Annotated in this window: 15 protein-coding genes; 7 read left to right on the plus strand and 8 right to left on the minus strand. The window is 67.5% G+C overall.

Annotated elements, in window-relative coordinates:
- The first annotated feature begins 57 nt into the window (after window positions 1–57).
- On the plus strand, window positions 58–987 hold the full coding sequence (locus tag G6N33_RS01330; RefSeq protein WP_049919292.1) for a LysR family transcriptional regulator: 930 nt from the start codon (window positions 58–60) through the stop codon (window positions 985–987).
- Between the two features lie 26 nt (window positions 988–1013).
- On the opposite strand, the gene G6N33_RS01335 is transcribed toward G6N33_RS01330, so the two are convergent.
- The 3 genes from G6N33_RS01335 to G6N33_RS01345 all read right to left on the minus strand — a co-directional run bounded on the left by G6N33_RS01335 (window position 1014) and on the right by G6N33_RS01345 (window position 3101).
- Entirely contained in the window at window positions 1014–1853 is an 840-nt protein-coding gene (locus G6N33_RS01335; RefSeq protein ID WP_044511336.1) for an MBL fold metallo-hydrolase, read from the minus strand.
- Window positions 1854–1876: 23 nt separating this feature from the next.
- Entirely contained in the window at window positions 1877–2545 is a 669-nt protein-coding gene (locus tag G6N33_RS01340) for a cysteine hydrolase (protein WP_044511335.1), read from the minus strand.
- An 88-nt stretch (window positions 2546–2633) separates the two neighbouring features.
- Window positions 2634–3101: a nuclear transport factor 2 family protein gene (locus G6N33_RS01345; RefSeq protein ID WP_044511333.1), complete on the minus strand. Its 468-nt coding sequence runs from the start codon at window positions 3099–3101 to the stop codon at window positions 2634–2636.
- A gap of 285 nt (window positions 3102–3386) precedes the next feature.
- Here G6N33_RS01345 and G6N33_RS01350 point away from each other — a divergent pair, with 285 nt between their 5' ends.
- A complete protein-coding gene (locus G6N33_RS01350; RefSeq protein ID WP_044511331.1) occupies window positions 3387–4205 on the plus strand; it encodes a class I SAM-dependent methyltransferase in 819 nt (272 codons plus the stop codon).
- Between the two features lie 5 nt (window positions 4206–4210).
- Here G6N33_RS01350 and G6N33_RS01355 read toward each other — a convergent pair whose 3' ends face one another.
- The 3 genes from G6N33_RS01355 to G6N33_RS01365 all read right to left on the minus strand — a co-directional run bounded on the left by G6N33_RS01355 (window position 4211) and on the right by G6N33_RS01365 (window position 7644).
- Window positions 4211–4693: a MarR family winged helix-turn-helix transcriptional regulator gene (locus tag G6N33_RS01355; RefSeq protein ID WP_044511330.1), complete on the minus strand. Its 483-nt coding sequence runs from the start codon at window positions 4691–4693 to the stop codon at window positions 4211–4213.
- A 158-nt stretch (window positions 4694–4851) separates the two neighbouring features.
- Entirely contained in the window at window positions 4852–6846 is a 1995-nt protein-coding gene (locus G6N33_RS01360) for a primosomal protein N' (RefSeq protein WP_232069453.1), read from the minus strand.
- Window positions 6847–6870: 24 nt separating this feature from the next.
- Window positions 6871–7644, minus strand: a complete 774-nt coding sequence (locus tag G6N33_RS01365; protein WP_101528799.1) for a lysoplasmalogenase — start codon at window positions 7642–7644, stop codon at window positions 6871–6873.
- On the opposite strand from G6N33_RS01365, the gene G6N33_RS01370 reads away from it, so the two are divergent.
- From G6N33_RS01370 to G6N33_RS01380, 3 genes are read left to right on the plus strand one after another with little or no spacing between them, the layout of a single operon-like run.
- On the plus strand, window positions 7643–8602 hold the full coding sequence (locus tag G6N33_RS01370; protein WP_101528800.1) for an alpha/beta hydrolase: 960 nt from the start codon (window positions 7643–7645) through the stop codon (window positions 8600–8602). The two genes, G6N33_RS01365 and G6N33_RS01370, sit on opposite strands and share 2 nt — an antisense overlap.
- A gap of 22 nt (window positions 8603–8624) precedes the next feature.
- The gene (locus G6N33_RS01375) at window positions 8625–9590 is read left to right on the plus strand and encodes an alpha/beta hydrolase (protein WP_044511325.1); all 966 of its coding nucleotides are present in this window, start codon (window positions 8625–8627) and stop codon (window positions 9588–9590) included.
- Window positions 9591–9618: 28 nt separating this feature from the next.
- Window positions 9619–11106 (plus strand): flavin-containing monooxygenase, encoded by a 1488-nt coding sequence (locus G6N33_RS01380; RefSeq protein WP_101528815.1) that lies wholly within the window; start codon window positions 9619–9621, stop codon window positions 11104–11106.
- A gap of 21 nt (window positions 11107–11127) precedes the next feature.
- Here the strand turns inward: G6N33_RS01380 and G6N33_RS01385 are convergent, their stop codons facing one another.
- Entirely contained in the window at window positions 11128–11985 is an 858-nt protein-coding gene (locus tag G6N33_RS01385; RefSeq protein ID WP_044511322.1) for an LLM class flavin-dependent oxidoreductase, read from the minus strand.
- Window positions 11986–12170: 185 nt separating this feature from the next.
- On the opposite strand from G6N33_RS01385, the gene G6N33_RS01390 reads away from it, so the two are divergent.
- Both G6N33_RS01390 and G6N33_RS01395 read left to right on the plus strand, forming a co-directional pair.
- Window positions 12171–13151 carry an Lrp/AsnC family transcriptional regulator gene (locus G6N33_RS01390; protein ID WP_081662271.1) on the plus strand — a complete coding sequence of 327 codons (981 nt, stop codon included), beginning with the start codon at window positions 12171–12173 and terminating at the stop codon, window positions 13149–13151.
- 23 nt (window positions 13152–13174) lie between these two features.
- The gene (locus G6N33_RS01395) at window positions 13175–13738 is read left to right on the plus strand and encodes a pyridoxamine 5'-phosphate oxidase family protein (RefSeq protein WP_044511320.1); all 564 of its coding nucleotides are present in this window, start codon (window positions 13175–13177) and stop codon (window positions 13736–13738) included.
- Here the strand turns inward: G6N33_RS01395 and metK are convergent.
- Complete coding sequence (gene metK / locus G6N33_RS01400; RefSeq protein ID WP_044511319.1) at window positions 13735–14946, minus strand: methionine adenosyltransferase; 1212 nt, start codon at window positions 14944–14946, stop codon at window positions 13735–13737. The genes G6N33_RS01395 and metK overlap by 4 nt on opposite strands.
- Window positions 14947–15036 lie beyond the last annotated feature (90 nt).

Here is a 15036-nt window from a genome sequence, read left to right on the forward strand (position 1 = left end):
CGTAAATTGGGGTAGCTATCTATCGATAGGTAGAGCCGACGAGGACGGTGAATCGGCGTGGAGTTGCGCCAGCTGGAAGCCTTCGTGGCGGTCGCAACCGAGCTGCACTTCGGACGAGCCGCCCGGAAGCTGCACATGGGCCAGCCGACCGTGAGCGACCTGATTCGGCGTTTGGAGCGCGAGATGGGCGCGCAGCTGATGACCCGCACCACCCGGCGGGTGGCCCTGACCAGCGCCGGGAGTGAACTCCTGGGTCGTGCGAAAGTCATTCTCGACGAGGTGGGGTCGGCCTGCGCGGCAGTGCACCGGCTCTCCAAGGGCCAGGCCGGCACGGTCCGCCTCGGTATCACTCCCCCGGTTGCGCCGGTATTGGCGCCCCACCTCGCCACGGCACTGGAGAAGGCGGCACCGGACGTCAACCTGGTTGCTCGACGGTTGTGGTTACCAGACCTTGGGCGAGCGATAGCCGACGGCTCGGTCGACGTCGCAATCACCTGCGGTTCGTTCGAGGAACCGCCTGGCGTCGTCGGGGAAATGTTCTGCGGCGAGCCGTTGATGGTGGCGCTGCGGCCGGAGCATCCGCTCGCCCAGCGGGATGCGGTCGCGCTGGACGACCTTGCCGGCGAGCGGCTCGGCATCCACAGTGCGGCGCTTTTTCCGGCCTGGGCACGGGCGCATCAGCAGGCACTCGAAGAGGCGGCGGTGTCGCCGGCAACGGTTGAGCTCGCGGACACCGATTTGTTCGCCCGGTGCTGGCCAGCGCAGCGCGAGGTTGATTGGATCATGACCACCGCATCGATGGCCGCGGTCGGATTGACCACTCCCACGCGTCCGGTGTGTCCCGCCCAAGTCATTCCGTACACGTTGCAGTGGAACCCCAGTCGAGCCGCCAACGCGGCGGTGGGTCGATTCGTGCACCTGGCGCTCACCGCTAACGTCCCGGCGGGCTGGGTCACCCTGCCGGATCACCTGCGCCACCAACGCTGACCCCCTACCCCCAGGACGGGCGGCCGTCAGTTGCAGGGCCTGAAGGTGTAATTTTCGCCGTGCGCGAGGTAGACGAATTCTGTTGCGGCACTGGATGACTCGGCGGCCCTCTGGAAGTCATCGAGCCCCGACAAGAACACCGAGAAGTCGTTGTAGTGGATCGGGATCGCGGTACGTGGTTTGGTGATCTCCACCGCCCGCACCGCTTGCTGCCCCGTCATCGTGACGACCGTGACGAGAAATGTTGTGCCACCGGTGTGAATCAGGCCAAGGTCGATGTTGGGGTACCGGCGTGGGATGTCCGCCAGGCTATCGACGAGCATGGTGTCGCCCGTGATGTACAACCGGTACAGCTTCTCGCCGTTCCTGCTGAAGTCGAGCAGGTGCCCGTTGACCGGCATGAGGAGTTCCTCGACCGCATCGTCGGCGGCGTGTTTGGCCGGCATTGCGGTGATGGTCAGTGTCATTTCGCCTTTGTGAACCTGCAACGATTCCCAGGTGTCGAGAGCATTGCCTTGCTCGAAGCCGAGCGCCTTCAGCTTGTCCACCGCGTCGGCCGTCGAGACAATGGGTAGCGTCTTATCGAGCTCCCGGGCAGCGACATCGTCGAAATGATCGCCGTGGTAGTGCGACAGCACAATCAGATCGATCGGCGGCAGATCGGCGATTTGACAGGCGGGCTCGACCTCGCGCCGGGCCCAGATGCCGTGCCCCAGGTCGACGTGCTCGCCCTTGTGCAGGAAGGCCGGATCGGTCAGAATCGTCAGCCCGCCGAAACGGATCAGCGTGGTGGCATTGCCGATGAAGTAGACATCGCCCTCGGTGAAATCCGCTGTGTCGCCACCCGGCAGTGTCAACGATGTCATGCGGTCACTCTCCTCGAAAATTGTTACCTACGTGGCGACTTCATTGCCGCAACGACCTCTTTGGTGTACACCACCTCGTGCGCCAGGAAGGCATAGTTCACCAGTGCCGCCTGATAGCCGTCGCCGCGGGTCGGATGCCGGGGACCCGCGGTGGCATCACGCACGACAGTCACCTGGAACCCCTGCTCGAGCAGATCCCGAAGGTGAGACTCGACGCACATGTTGGCGAGCATGCCGCACAGAATGACGTTGGTAATGGCGCGTTTCCGAAGCTGCAGAACCAGGTCATTGGTCTGCGGGCCCCACACCTTATGGGGGCTGGCCACGACGGTCGTCGGATCCTCGATGAAAGGGCGGAGCCGATCGAGCCAATCGGCACCCGAACCGGCGAAGCCATCCAACGACAATGCTCCACTGCGCGCAAATGTGTTGTCGTGCAATTCGTCCGATTCCAGCGGACCGTTGAACAGCCAGTCGTGGTCGGTGGGATAGAAGTAGTGCGGCGAGACGAAAACAGGAAATTCGCCAGTCTTCGCCGCCGAGCAGACAGCGACCAGATGCTCGACCGTTCCATTCTCGACAACGCTGTCCTGCACCGCATCCCAGCTTTTACCCGTTGGGCTCAGGACGTCATTCTGCGGGTCGATCATGACGACGGCAGTGATCGACGGGTCATATTTCAGTGGTGTCATCGCTTCGTCGTGACGGCGTTCATGTCGTCTCCTATGAGAGATCGCCCTGGCGGGCAAACTTACACTTCAGCCGGACCAATCGCAGCGTTCACCACAACGGAATGTCGTAATCCAACCCGCGTTCGCAGTCGGGCCGTGGGCCGAAGAACCGACGTTCGGACTCGTCGATCGCGACATCGTTGATGCTCGCCTCGCGCCGGCGCATCAGCCCGTTCTCGTCGAACTCCCACAGTTCATTGCCGTAGCTGCGCCACCACTGCCCGGCGGCGTCGCGACACTCGTATTGGAAACGCACCGCGATCCGGTTGCCGCGGAAGTCCCACAAGCTCTTTCGCAGGGCGTAATCGAGTTCCCTTTTCCACTTGCCGGTGAGGAATTCGACGATCTGGTCCCGGCCGACAACGAACTGGTCGCGGTTCCGCCAGACGCTGTCCGGCGTGTAGGCCAGACTGACCTGGTGGGGGTCGCGGGTATTCCATGCATCCTCGGCAGCCTGCACCTTTGCGAGCGCCGTCGGTAGGTCGTACGGCGGCATGGGCGGGCGGGACTCATTCATCGGCTGGCATCCTTCCTGGGATCCTCCCGGATCCGTTGTCACGACAGATAGGCTGCGCCCACGACGACGTACGGATAAAGGGGCAAACGCCGATAAATCCGATCACCCCAGCCGATCATTGGCTTCCGCGTTGGCGTGGTCGCCCAGTCGGCGTTCTCAGCGAGCCTTCAACCGGCACTCAGGATTCACCAATGTTACCTACATACATTGTTGTCTATACATACTATTTCTAGAGAGCACAGTCAGCGTCTGCCGGTGCCCTCTAGTTCCAACTCAGGAGGTCCGATGACGCTCGACACCGATACCCACGAGCAGCTGGCACCCATGCATCGGGCGCTGTGGGCGCTCGGCGACTATGCCCTGATGGCCGAGGAAGTGATGGCACCGCTGGGTCCGATCCTGGTGGCGGCCACCGGAATTGGGCCGGGTATTGAGGTCCTCGATGTCGCCGCCGGTTCGGGAAACATCTCCCTGCCCGCGGCCGCGACCGGTGCCGCCGTCGTCTCCACCGACCTCACCCCGGAGCTGCTGGAGCGCTCCCGGGCGCGGGCCGCCGCGCGGGGTTTGATGCTGCGTTATCAAGAGGCGAACGCGCACTCCCTGCCGTTTGGCGACGGCGCGTTCGATGTGGTGGTGTCGGCGATTGGCGTGCAGTTCGCGCCCAACCATCGGCGCGCGGCCGACGAGCTGGTCCGGGTCTGCCGGCCCGGCGGGACGATCGGCCTGATCAGCTGGACCCCGGAGGGATTCTTCGGCCGGATGCTGGCCACCATCCGGCCGTACCGACCGAGCCTGTCACCGGCCGTGCCGCCGGCGGCTCTCTGGGGACGCGAACGCTACGTCGCCGGACTCTTGGGTGGTCGGGTGAGCGGCGTCGTGGCGGTCCGCGGATTACTGAATGTCCACCGATTCGATTGCGCCACAGCGGTTCACGACTACTTCAAAAACCACTACGGCCCGACGATCGAGGCCTACGCCAACATCGGCCACGACAAAGTGCTGGCCGCTGAGCTCGACGCCCAACTCGTCGAACTGGCCGAGGAGTATCTGACCGACGGCACCATGGGCTGGGAGTACCTATTGGTCACCGCGCAACGGCGGTGACTCCGCTATAGATCGATATCGATGGCGGCGTCGGGCTCTCCGCCGGCCGCGGTGAACGCCGTCAGGGCCCGCACCAGCCCCTGACGTTCGGCCGGCGGCATCTTCGCCACGATCGCGGCGATCTCCGCACGCCGGTACGCAGTGACCCGACGGACCACATCGCGGCCGCGCTTGGTTAGCGCGGCGATCAGCTCGCGGCGTGACGTCGGATGTGGAAGGCGATCGATCAGGCCGGCGGCCACCAGCCGGTCGACCATCCGCCCGGTTGCCGACGGCTGCACACCCAGCAGATTGGCCAGCGTGGCCAGGTTCACCGGGCCGCGATGGGACAGGATCACCAGCGTGCGGAACTGCGCCATCGTGATCGTGTCGTCGACCTGGGCGATCGACCGCGCCGACATGCTGACCAACAGCCGGGAGGCGGTGAGCAGCGCATCGGTGATGACGTCCAGCGAATCGGCGACTTCCGTCACCTTCTCCGTGGTCATTCAGCGTTCCTTTCCCGTGCCCGCAACGGGCTGAACAGTTGAAAGTACACCGCCCACGAATGACGTAGGAAGGGACTATTTCTCATGCATACTATCGCCGCGCCGGACCGGCCGCTCGTCCAACGGCAGATTGCTCCCGGCCGGCGGCGACGGGGATCCTAACCAATTTGTAGCGGGTCGATTTGCACCCGAACCGGCTCATTCGTCTGCCGCGCGCTCACCACGCCAACGCCGCGGCGCAGGCTGTTCGCCAGTTGCAGACCCTGTTCGCGGCGCACCCGCACCAGCATGCGGGTCACCGGCACACCGGTCGGGGTGCCGGGCGGGCGGCGCACCCCCGGCGGCAGGTCGACGGGGCCGAGCAGCTCCGCTCCGTCGGGCAGCATGGCCTCGTCGAGCAGGGCGGCCACCGCGCCGGCCGAGCCGTCGATGGCCGCCATGTGCACGGCGGGCGGGAGACCGACCTCGCCTCGAGCCGTCAACTCCGCCTCGGCGTGACCGACCGGATCCCACCGGATCAGCGCCTGCACGGTCGGGATGACCGATTCGGCGATCACCGTCACCAGGCCGCCTTCACCGCGAGCGCGCACCAGCGCCGCGGCGCTCATCCAGCGCCACAGCGCGTCCTCGGCCGCCCGCAGATCCTGGCGGCCCAGCAGCGCCCAGGTGTCCAGCAGCAGCGCCGCCCCGTAGCCGCCGTCCGCGTGGGGCTCGGCGCCCGGAGTGGCAACCACCAGCGCGGGCCGGGCCGCGACCTCGGCCACGATCGCGTCACCGGCCGAGGTGACGACGGGGGTGCCGGTGAAGGCGCGACCCAGCTCCTCGGCGGTGCGCCGGGCCCCGACGACCACCGCGCGCACTGCCTCCGACCCGCATCGCACGCAGCGCAGCACCGGCTCGCCCCGGCCACACCACCGACACACGGCGCCCGGCCCGCCCTCCCGCAGCGACTCCGCTAACGACAGGGGGCCGGTGCAGTGCCGGCAGCGGGCTATGGTGCGACAGCGCCCGCAGGCCAGCGAGGGGATATAGCCCCGGCGCGGCACCTGCACCAGCACCGGAGCGCCGGCCTGCAGCGCGGAGCGGGCGGCGCGCAGCGCGATCGACGGAATTCGCGCGGACCGGGCGGCCGGGTCGCGTTCGTCGGCGTAGCCGGTGTCGTCGAGGGCAACCACCCGCGGCGTGCGGGCCCGCACCGCGGGCCGAGTGGCGACGATGTCGTGGGCCCAGCCGCCGCGCACCAGAGCGTGCGCCTCGGCGGTGCGGGCATAGCCGCCGATCAGCGCCGCGCACCGGGCCTGGTGCGCACGCAGCATCGCCACCTCCCGGGCGTGCGGGTACGGAGCGCGCGGCTCGGCCAGGCTGTCGTCGCCGTCCGACCAGACCATTACCAGCCCCAGGTCGGTCAGCGGCGCGAAGACGGCGCTGCGAGTGCCGATAACCAGCCGAGCCTTGCCCCGCAGCGCCGATAGCCAGCGTCGATAGCGGGCGGCCGGGCCCAGCCCCGCCGACAACGCCGCCACGCTGTCCGCGTCGATCCGGGCGGTGGCGGCCAGCCACAGCGCGTCCAGATCGCGCTGATCGGGCACGATCGCCAGCACGGCACGGCCGGCGCGCACCGTTTCCGCGGCGGCCTCGGCGAACCGGTCCGCCCACCGCTCCCCCGGCAGCGCCTGCCACACGGCGCGGGCGGCACGCGATTCGGCCAGCGCGGTGAGGAACTGCCCACCGCGGCCGTAGACCTCCCAACGGGACGGGTCGACGGGCGCGACGGGCATGGCCGCGGAGAACGTGCTGACCTCGCGCTCCACCCTGGCGTGCCGCGCCGGAATCGCCAGCCGCAGCACGTCGGGCCGGGTGCCGGCGTAGCGTGCGGCCACGGCGTCAACGAGCCGGCGGATCTCCGGGGTGAGCACCGGCTCGGCCGACACGACACGGTCCAACCAGCCCAGCTTGCCGACATGATCGGTGTCGTGGCGGCGCTCCAGCACGAACCCGTCCACCAGCCGGCCGTGAAATCGGACCCGCACTCGCACCCCGGGCTGTGCGTCGTCGGATTGCTCCGCCGACACCAGATAGTCGAATTCACGATCCAGGTGCGGAACCGACAGCATCGGCAGCACGCGGGCAATCGGCTCCACCTCAACGGGCATGCGCGCGCTCATGGCGCCCGCGAGCTAGCCGTCGACCGGCTTGGCGTCATCGTCGTCGACAGCCTGCCCGGCCGGCCCGGCCGCCGCGGTGACCTCATCGCGGCCGAAGAAGAATCCTGCCGTGATCAAAACCAGGGCCGCTGCGTACAGCCACCAGATCGGCACCGCCAACGCCTCGTGGCCAAGGATGAACCGGCTGATCGCGATCATCGCGTCGGACGCCATGAAACACACCGCCCCCACCGGCACCCAGATGGTCGGCAGCCGCGCCGCCAGCGCCGTACCCGCCATCGCGGTCAGCACCACGACGTACAGCGTCACCGGCAGCGTCAGGTGTTCCTGGCCCAGATGCGGCCAGAACCACACCACTAACCCGACGGCGCTCAGACACAGCAGCACCATCACCGCGATGCGGGCCGGCGACAGCACCCCCTTGACCACCAGCGGCGACAGCGCGCCAATGAAGCACAGGTGCGCGCACAGGAACGCGGCCAACCCGAGGACGAACGACATGGTCCACCACGGGATGGCCAGCAACCAGTCGCCGGTGGCCGACAGCAAAAGCGCCGGCATCAACCAGCGCCGTTCGCGCACGATCGGGTGGGCGGCGGCGGCGACCGTGAGCAGCAACGCCATCGACGCTTTGAACGGCGGCTGCAGCACCCACTGTCCGGTGAGCGCGGTCCCCGGCGCAGACTGCACCGCGACCACGGTCAGGTAGACGCCGTAGGCGATGCCCGCCCAGCAGGCCGCCACCCAGCCGCCTGCCAACACCCGGGGTGCGTACGGTACTTCCATGCCCCGCTTCGACAAAGCCGACGAGAAACCTCCTATCGACCCCATCTTGCTGAAGGTACTCGACGCGGTTCCGTTCCGGCTATCCGTCGACGACGGCATCGACGCTGCACGGCAACGGTTTCGCGATCTGCCGCGCCGGCCCGTGCATCCCGAACTGCGGGTCGAGGATCGCACCATCGAGGGCCCGGCGACGCCCCTTGACGTCCGAATCTATTGGCCGCCAACCGCTTCCACGGGGGCGACGCTGCCCGTCGTGGTTTACTTCCACGGCGGCGGGTTCGTCCTCGGCGACCTGGACACCCATGACGGCGCCGCCCGCCAGCACGCGGTGGGCGCCGACGCCATCGTGGTATCGGTTGATTACCGATTGGCACCCGAGCACCCGTATCCCGCTGCCGTGCAGGACGCGTGGGCCGCGACGCTGTGGGTGGCCGCGCGCGGCGCCGAGCTCGGCGCCGACACCACCCGCATCGCGGTCGCCGGGGACTCCGCGGGCGGAACCCTTGCCGCTGCCCTCGCCCAGCGGGCCCGCGACGAAGGCGGGCCGCCGCTGGTCTTCCAGCTGCTCTGGTATCCGTCGCTGACCTGGGACGCGACGCTGCCGTCGTTTGCCGAGAACGCCGACGCGCCGATTCTCGACACCAAAGCGATCGCGCAGTTCTCCCGCTGGTACGCCGGCGACGCCGACCTGTTCAACCCGCCGGTCGGGATGGCGCCGGCGCGCGCCACAAATCTGGCCGGGCTGCCGCCGGCCTACATTGGGGTCGCCGGCTACGACCCGCTGCGCGACGACGGCCTGCGGTACGGGCAGCTGCTGGCTGCTGCGGGGGTGCCCACCCAGGTGCACAACGCCGAAACGATGGTGCACGGCTACCTCGGATACGCCGGTGTGGTGCCCGCCGCCACCGCCGAATTGGATCGGGGACTGACCGCGCTGCGCGCGGCGCTGCACCAATGATCGACGGTTGTACCGTGGACTGATGAGTGAGTCCCCGCTCGCCCGACCGGAGATCGATCCGACGTTGAAGGCATTGCTCGACCTGTTCCCCACGACCTTCAGCGCCGACGACGGTGTCGAACTCGCGCGCGAGCGGCTCAAGCTGCTCAAGGTGCCGCCGGAGATGCTGCCGGATCTGCGGATCGAGCAACGCACGATCGGCCACGGCGACCTCACCGACATCCCGGCCCGGATCTATTGGCCGCCTACCGCCGCCGACGGTTCGCCCGTCGTGGTCTTCTATCACGGCGGCGGTTTCTGTCTGGGCGACCTGGACACCCACGACCACGTCGCACGCGCTCACGCCGTGGGGGCCGAGGCGATCGTTGTCTCGGTCGACTACCGGCTCGCCCCCGAGCACCAGTATCCCGCCGGGGTCAACGACTGCTGGGCCGCCCTGCAATGGGTCGGTGCACATGCGGCCGATCTGGGCGGTGACCCGAACCGGATCGCCGTGGCCGGCGATTCGGCAGGCGCCAACCTCGCCGCGGTCATGGCGGTGCTGGCCCGCGACAACGGCGAACCGCAGCTGGCATTCCAACTGCTGTGGTATCCCGTTGCGACCGGTGATCTGTCGCTGCCGTCGCACACCGAGAACGCCATCGCACCGATTCTGGACCGCGAGGTCATCGAGGCGTTCCTGTCCTGGTATCTCCCGTCCGAGATCGACGTCACCGACCCCACCATGTTGCCGGTCACCCTCGCCCCGGCCAACGCTGCCAGCCTGTCGGGTCTGGCGCCGGCCTTCATCGGCACCGCCGAGCACGACCCGCTACGCGACGACGGGGCGCGTTACGCCGAGATGCTCGCCGCCGCGGGCGTTTCCGTCGAACTGTGCCACCAGCCCACGCTGGTACACGGCTACGTCAGCTTCGCGCCGGTGGTTCCCGCGGCCGCGGCCGCGGCCGAACACGGTCTGACGGCGTTACGAAAGGCGTTGCACCCCTAAAGAAACGGAGCCGTCGATGACCCCGCAGATTAACCCCGACTACCAAACCCTGATCGTGGGCGCCGGCTTCTCCGGCATCGGCGCCGCAATCAAGCTCGACAAGGCCGGGCTGCACGATTATCTGGTGATCGAAGCCGGCGACGGAGTCGGCGGCACCTGGCATTGGAACACCTATCCCGGTATCGCCGTGGATATCCCGTCGTTCTCCTACCAGTTCTCCTTCGAGCAGAGCCGACATTGGTCGCGCACCTACGCGCCGGGCCGGGAGCTGAAAGCGTACGCCGAACACTGCGTCGACAAGTACGGTCTGCGGTCGCGAATCCGATTGAACACCAAGGTCCTTGCCGCCGAGTTCGACGACGAGCTCTCGCTGTGGCGGGTGCAGACGGATCCCGGCGGGGAAATCACGGCCAGATTCCTGATCTCGGCCAGCGGCGTGCTCACCGTGCCGAAACTGCCGGACATCGCCGGAGTGGACTCTTTCGACGGCGTCACGATGCACACGGCGCGCTGGGATCACAGTCAGGACCTGGCCGGCAGGCGGGTCGGCATCATCGGCACCGGGGCGTCGGCCGTGCAGGTGATCCCGCAGATCGCACCGATTGTCAACCAGCTCACCGTATTTCAGCGCACCCCGATCTGGTGCTTCCCCAAGTTCGATGTGCCGCTGCCGGCGGTGGCGCGCTGGGCGATGCGGATTCCGGGCGGCACGATGGTGCAGCGGCTGCTCAGTCAGGCCTTCGTCGAATTGACCTTCACCATCGCCGCGCAGTACTTCACGGTGATTCCGCTGGCCAAGCGGATGGGTGAGATGGGGCGCCGTTATCTGGCGCAGCAGGTCGAGGATCCGGACGTGCGTGAGCGGCTCACCCCCCGGTACGCGGTGGGCTGCAAGCGGCCGGGCTTCCACAACGAGTACCTGGCCACCTACAACCGCGACAACGTGCGGCTCGTCACCGAACCGATCGACAAGATCACCCCCGGATCGGTGGCCACCACCGACGGCGAACACCACGAAATCGACGTGCTGATCCTGGCCACCGGTTTCCAGGTGATGGACCCTGACAGCATGCCGCCCTTCGCGATCACCGGCAGTGCCGGTGTGACACTGGCCGAATTCTGGAGCCGGCACCGGCTGCAGGCCTACCAGGGCGTCAGCGTTCCGGGCTTCCCGAATATGTTCAGCGTGATGGGGCCGTACGGTTACGTCGGCTCTTCGTACTTCGCGCTGATCGAGACGCAGACGCACCACATGGTGCGGTGCATCAAACGGGCCCGGCGCCTCGGCGCATCGCGCGTCGAGGTCACCCGGGAGGCCAACGACCGCTATTTCGCCGAGATGATGCGGAAGCGGCACCGGCAGATCTTCTGGCAGGACAGTTGCAAGCTGGCCAACAGCTACTACTTCGACAAGAACGGTGACGTCCCGATCCGGCCGTCGACCACGCTCGAAGCGTACTGGCGCAGCCGTCGTTTCGACCTCGACGACTACCGATTCACCGGCGCCGGCACCTGAAGTCGCTGCGCCGCAACAACCTCAGAGAATTGCATCCGCGAGGCGATCGAGCTGTCCGACCGACTCGGTCGTCGGATGGAAGATCAGCCGGTCGAAGCCGAGGTCTCGATACCGGCTGACGGTGTCGCGGGCGTCGGCCGCCGAACAGACCATATCGGCGACGTTGATCTGTCCGTATTGCGGAGCGAATCCGTAGTAGCGCGCCAGCTGATCCCGCCCCGCCGCGACGGCGTCGGCCGGCCCGAGCCCGAAGTTCACCGATGCCTGCAGGTACGCACGCCCGGGTCGACCCGCGGCCTGCCAGCCGGTGCGAATGCGTCGCGCCAGCTCCGCCTGCTCGTCGTAATGGCGCACGGCACCGGCCGCCCACCCGTCGCCGAGGGTGATCACTCTGCGCACCACAGCGGCGGACCGTCCGCCGAACAACAGCGGAATCTGCACGGGCACAGGACATATCGGGGTGGCCTGGGCGTCCGCTGCGCCGGCCCACAGGCTGCGCAGCCGCTTTACCTGCGTGTCCAGGATCCGGCCACGCCGATGGAAGTCGGCGCCCGTGCTGGCGTACTCATCCGGTCGGTTGCCCACACCCAGTCCGACCACCAGCCGGCCGCCGGATATCCGGGCCAGGCTGGCGAGTTGCTTGGCCAGCGGAACGACTGGATACAGAGGCGCCAGTAGCACATTGGTTATCAGCGTCGGTTGGGCGGTGGCGCCGGCCGCGGCGGCCAGGGCAATCAATGAGTCCACGCCGGGGTAGAACAGCCGGTCGATCGTCGCGACGGATTCGAAGCCGACCTCTTCGCCGCGGCGTGCCCATCGGGCGATGGCGGGTCCGGGAACGTCGGCGATGTGGTTCGGCAGGCCGACTCCCAGTTTCACCGCGCAACCTCCCCGTTGCTGTCGGTATTGACGGCGGCCAGCAGATTGGTCGCGACCACGGGTACCTCCGATGCCGAAAGGATGTGAGTCCATGGTCAGCGGCACCGTCTAGTTTGGCCAGGAAAACCTCCCTCAGCGTCAGAAATAGGCGCCTTCTCGGCGTGATATGTACAGTTTTCCTCATAGTGGAAGCTCTTGACGCCCAAATTCTGCACGCGCTGCAGCTCTCGCCGCGGGCGTCGTTCCGGCGCATCGCCAAGGTCATCGGTACCGGTGAACAGACCGTCGCACGGCGCTACCGGGGCCTGCGCCGCGACGGGGTGCTGCGCGTGATCGGCGTGGTGAATCCGCGGGTGTACGGCGAATGCCAGTGGGTCGTCCGCGTCAAGGCAAAACCGGACGACCTCCCCCGGCTCGCCGAGGCGCTGGTCCGCCGACCCGAGGTCACTCATGTCAACGCGTTGTCGGGTGGCACCGAGCTCGTCTGCGTTGTCCGCGCTCCCCTGGACAGCGCCGAGGCGGGGCTGCTGCACCGTCTGCCCCGCACCTCGGCGGTCCTCGATATGCGGGTTGATCTGGTACTCAACGTGTTTGGCTCACCGATAGACGCGCACTGGACCGGCTACGGGCATGTCTTGGACACCGACCAGGTCGCCAAGCTGCAGCCGCCACACCGCGCGCACCCGAATCAACCCACCGCACCGACCGCCGAGGATCAGCCGCTGCTGGATGCGCTGGCCGACGACGGCCGCATGTCCGACAGCGCACTGGCCGCGCTCACCGGATGGTCGCCGGCGCGCGTCAACCGGCGGTTACTCGCCCTGCAGGCGGGCGGCACCCTATCCTACGATCTCGACGTACTGCCGGAGCGGCTCGGATTCATGCTCAACGCGATCGTCTGGATATCGGTGGCGCCGGCCCACCTGGCAACGGTGGCCGAACAGATTGTGCGGCACGACGAGGTCGCCTCGGTCGCCACGGTCAGCGGCCCCGCCAACGTGATGGTCGTGGTGATCTGCCGCGGGCCGGCGGATCTCTACGGCTACCTGACGCAGCGTCTGGGCACCGTCGACCACATCCAGGCCTACGACGTCAGCGTCCGCAGCAAGCGGCTCAAGCAAGCCGGCTCCCTGATCGCGCACGGCCGGTTGATCCGCGCCCGCTGAACGAGCGACGCTAGGCTCGGCACATGGCAAAGGAGTTTTCCAGTCTCGACGAGTCACTGCGAGAATTCATCGAAGGCCAGGCCATGTTCTTCGTCGCGACCGCACCCTCTGAGGGCGGCCGAATCAACCTCTCCCCCAAGGGTTACCGAGACACCTTCGCCGTGCTCGACGAGCACACCGTCGCCTACCTGGACCTGTTTGGCAGCGGGGTGGAGACGATCGCGCACCTGCGCGACAACGGCCGGATCACGCTGATGTTCTGCTCGTTCACCCGAAACTCGCGGATCCTGCGGCTGTTCGGCACCGGACGCGTGGTGCGCCCGGACGACGCCGAATTCCCCAGCCTGCTAGCCCGTTTCGGAGACCAGCACGCCGGGGTCCGCGCCGCCATCGTCGTCGACGTGGAGCGCATCGCCGACGCCTGCGGATTCGCGGTCCCCTACTACGAACTCGTCGACGAACGGCCGGTACTCGACAGCTACCACGCCAAAGCGGACGAACAGACCTACGTGCGCGCCGTCAAGCGCAACCAGCACAGCATCGACGGGCTACCCGCGCTGGATCCCGATCACCCGCTACCGGGCTAGATGGCGCGCTTGAGGTCGTCGACCTTGTCCAACTGCTCCCACGGCAGCTCGATATCGGTACGGCCGAAGTGGCCGTACGCCGCGGTCTGCGCGTAGATCGGGCGCAGCAGGTCCAGGTCGCGGATGATCGCGCCGGGCCGCAGATCGAATACCTCGGGCACGATCTTCTCGATCTTGACCGGGTCGACGGTCGCGGTGCCGAACGTCTCGATGAACAGCCCGACCGGGGCGGCCTTGCCGATCGCGTAGGCCACCTGCACCTCGACCCGCTCGGCCAGCCCGGCGGCAACGATGTTCTTGGCTACCCAGCGCATCGCGTAGGCCGCCGACCGGTCCACCTTGGACGGGTCCTTGCCGGAGAACGCGCCGCCGCCATGCCGCGCCCAGCCCCCGTAGGTGTCGACGATGATCTTGCGGCCGGTCAGGCCTGCGTCGCCCATGGGGCCGCCGAGCACGAATTTGCCGGTCGGGTTGACCAGCACCCGTGTCGACGAGGAGTCCAGGGTTTCGTGGGCCAGCTCGTCGAGCACGGTCTTGAGCACGTGCTCGCGGATGTCGGGGTCCAGCTTCTTCTCCAGGTCGATGCCGTCGGCGTGCTGGGTGGAGACCACCACGGTGTCCAGGCGGACCGGAACGTCGTCCTCGTAGGCGATGGTGACCTGAGTCTTGCCGTCCGGGCGCAGGTAGGGCAGCGTCCCGTTCTTGCGGACCTCGGTCAGCTTCCGCGACAGGCGGTGGGCCAGCGCGATCGGCAGCGGCATCAGCTCCGGGGTGTCGGCGATCGCGTAGCCGAACATCAGGCCCTGGTCGCCGGCGCCCTGGGAGTCCAGCGGGTCGGCCGCCCCCTCGACCCGGGCCTCGTGGGCCGTGTCGACACCTTGGGCGATGTCGGGCGACTGCGCGCCGATCCCGATGTTCACCCCACAGGACGCGCCGTCGAAACCCTTCTCCGACGAGTCGTAGCCGATGTCCAGGATGCGTGCGCGCACGGTATTCGTGATGTCGGCGAACGCCTCCTTCGCCGTCGTGGTGACCTCGCCCACCACGTGCACCTGTCCGGTGGTCACCAGCGTCTCAACCGCGACACGTGAGCGGGGGTCCTCCGCCAGAAGTGCGTCGAGGACCGAGTCGCTGATCGCGTCGCAGATCTTGTCGGGGTGCCCCTCGGTCACCGACTCACTGGTAAACAGCCGACCCTTTTCGCTCACTGCGTCATCCTTCCGTACTGACTAATGTTAGTTAGGCAAATTATTTTAGGCGCCCTTGACTCAACCGGCTCAGCCGGGCGATTGCAACCG

Origin of the sequence: Mycobacterium simiae (genome assembly GCF_010727605.1) — a bacterium.
In the GTDB taxonomy this organism is placed as follows: Bacteria; Actinomycetota; Actinomycetes; order Mycobacteriales; family Mycobacteriaceae; genus Mycobacterium; species Mycobacterium simiae.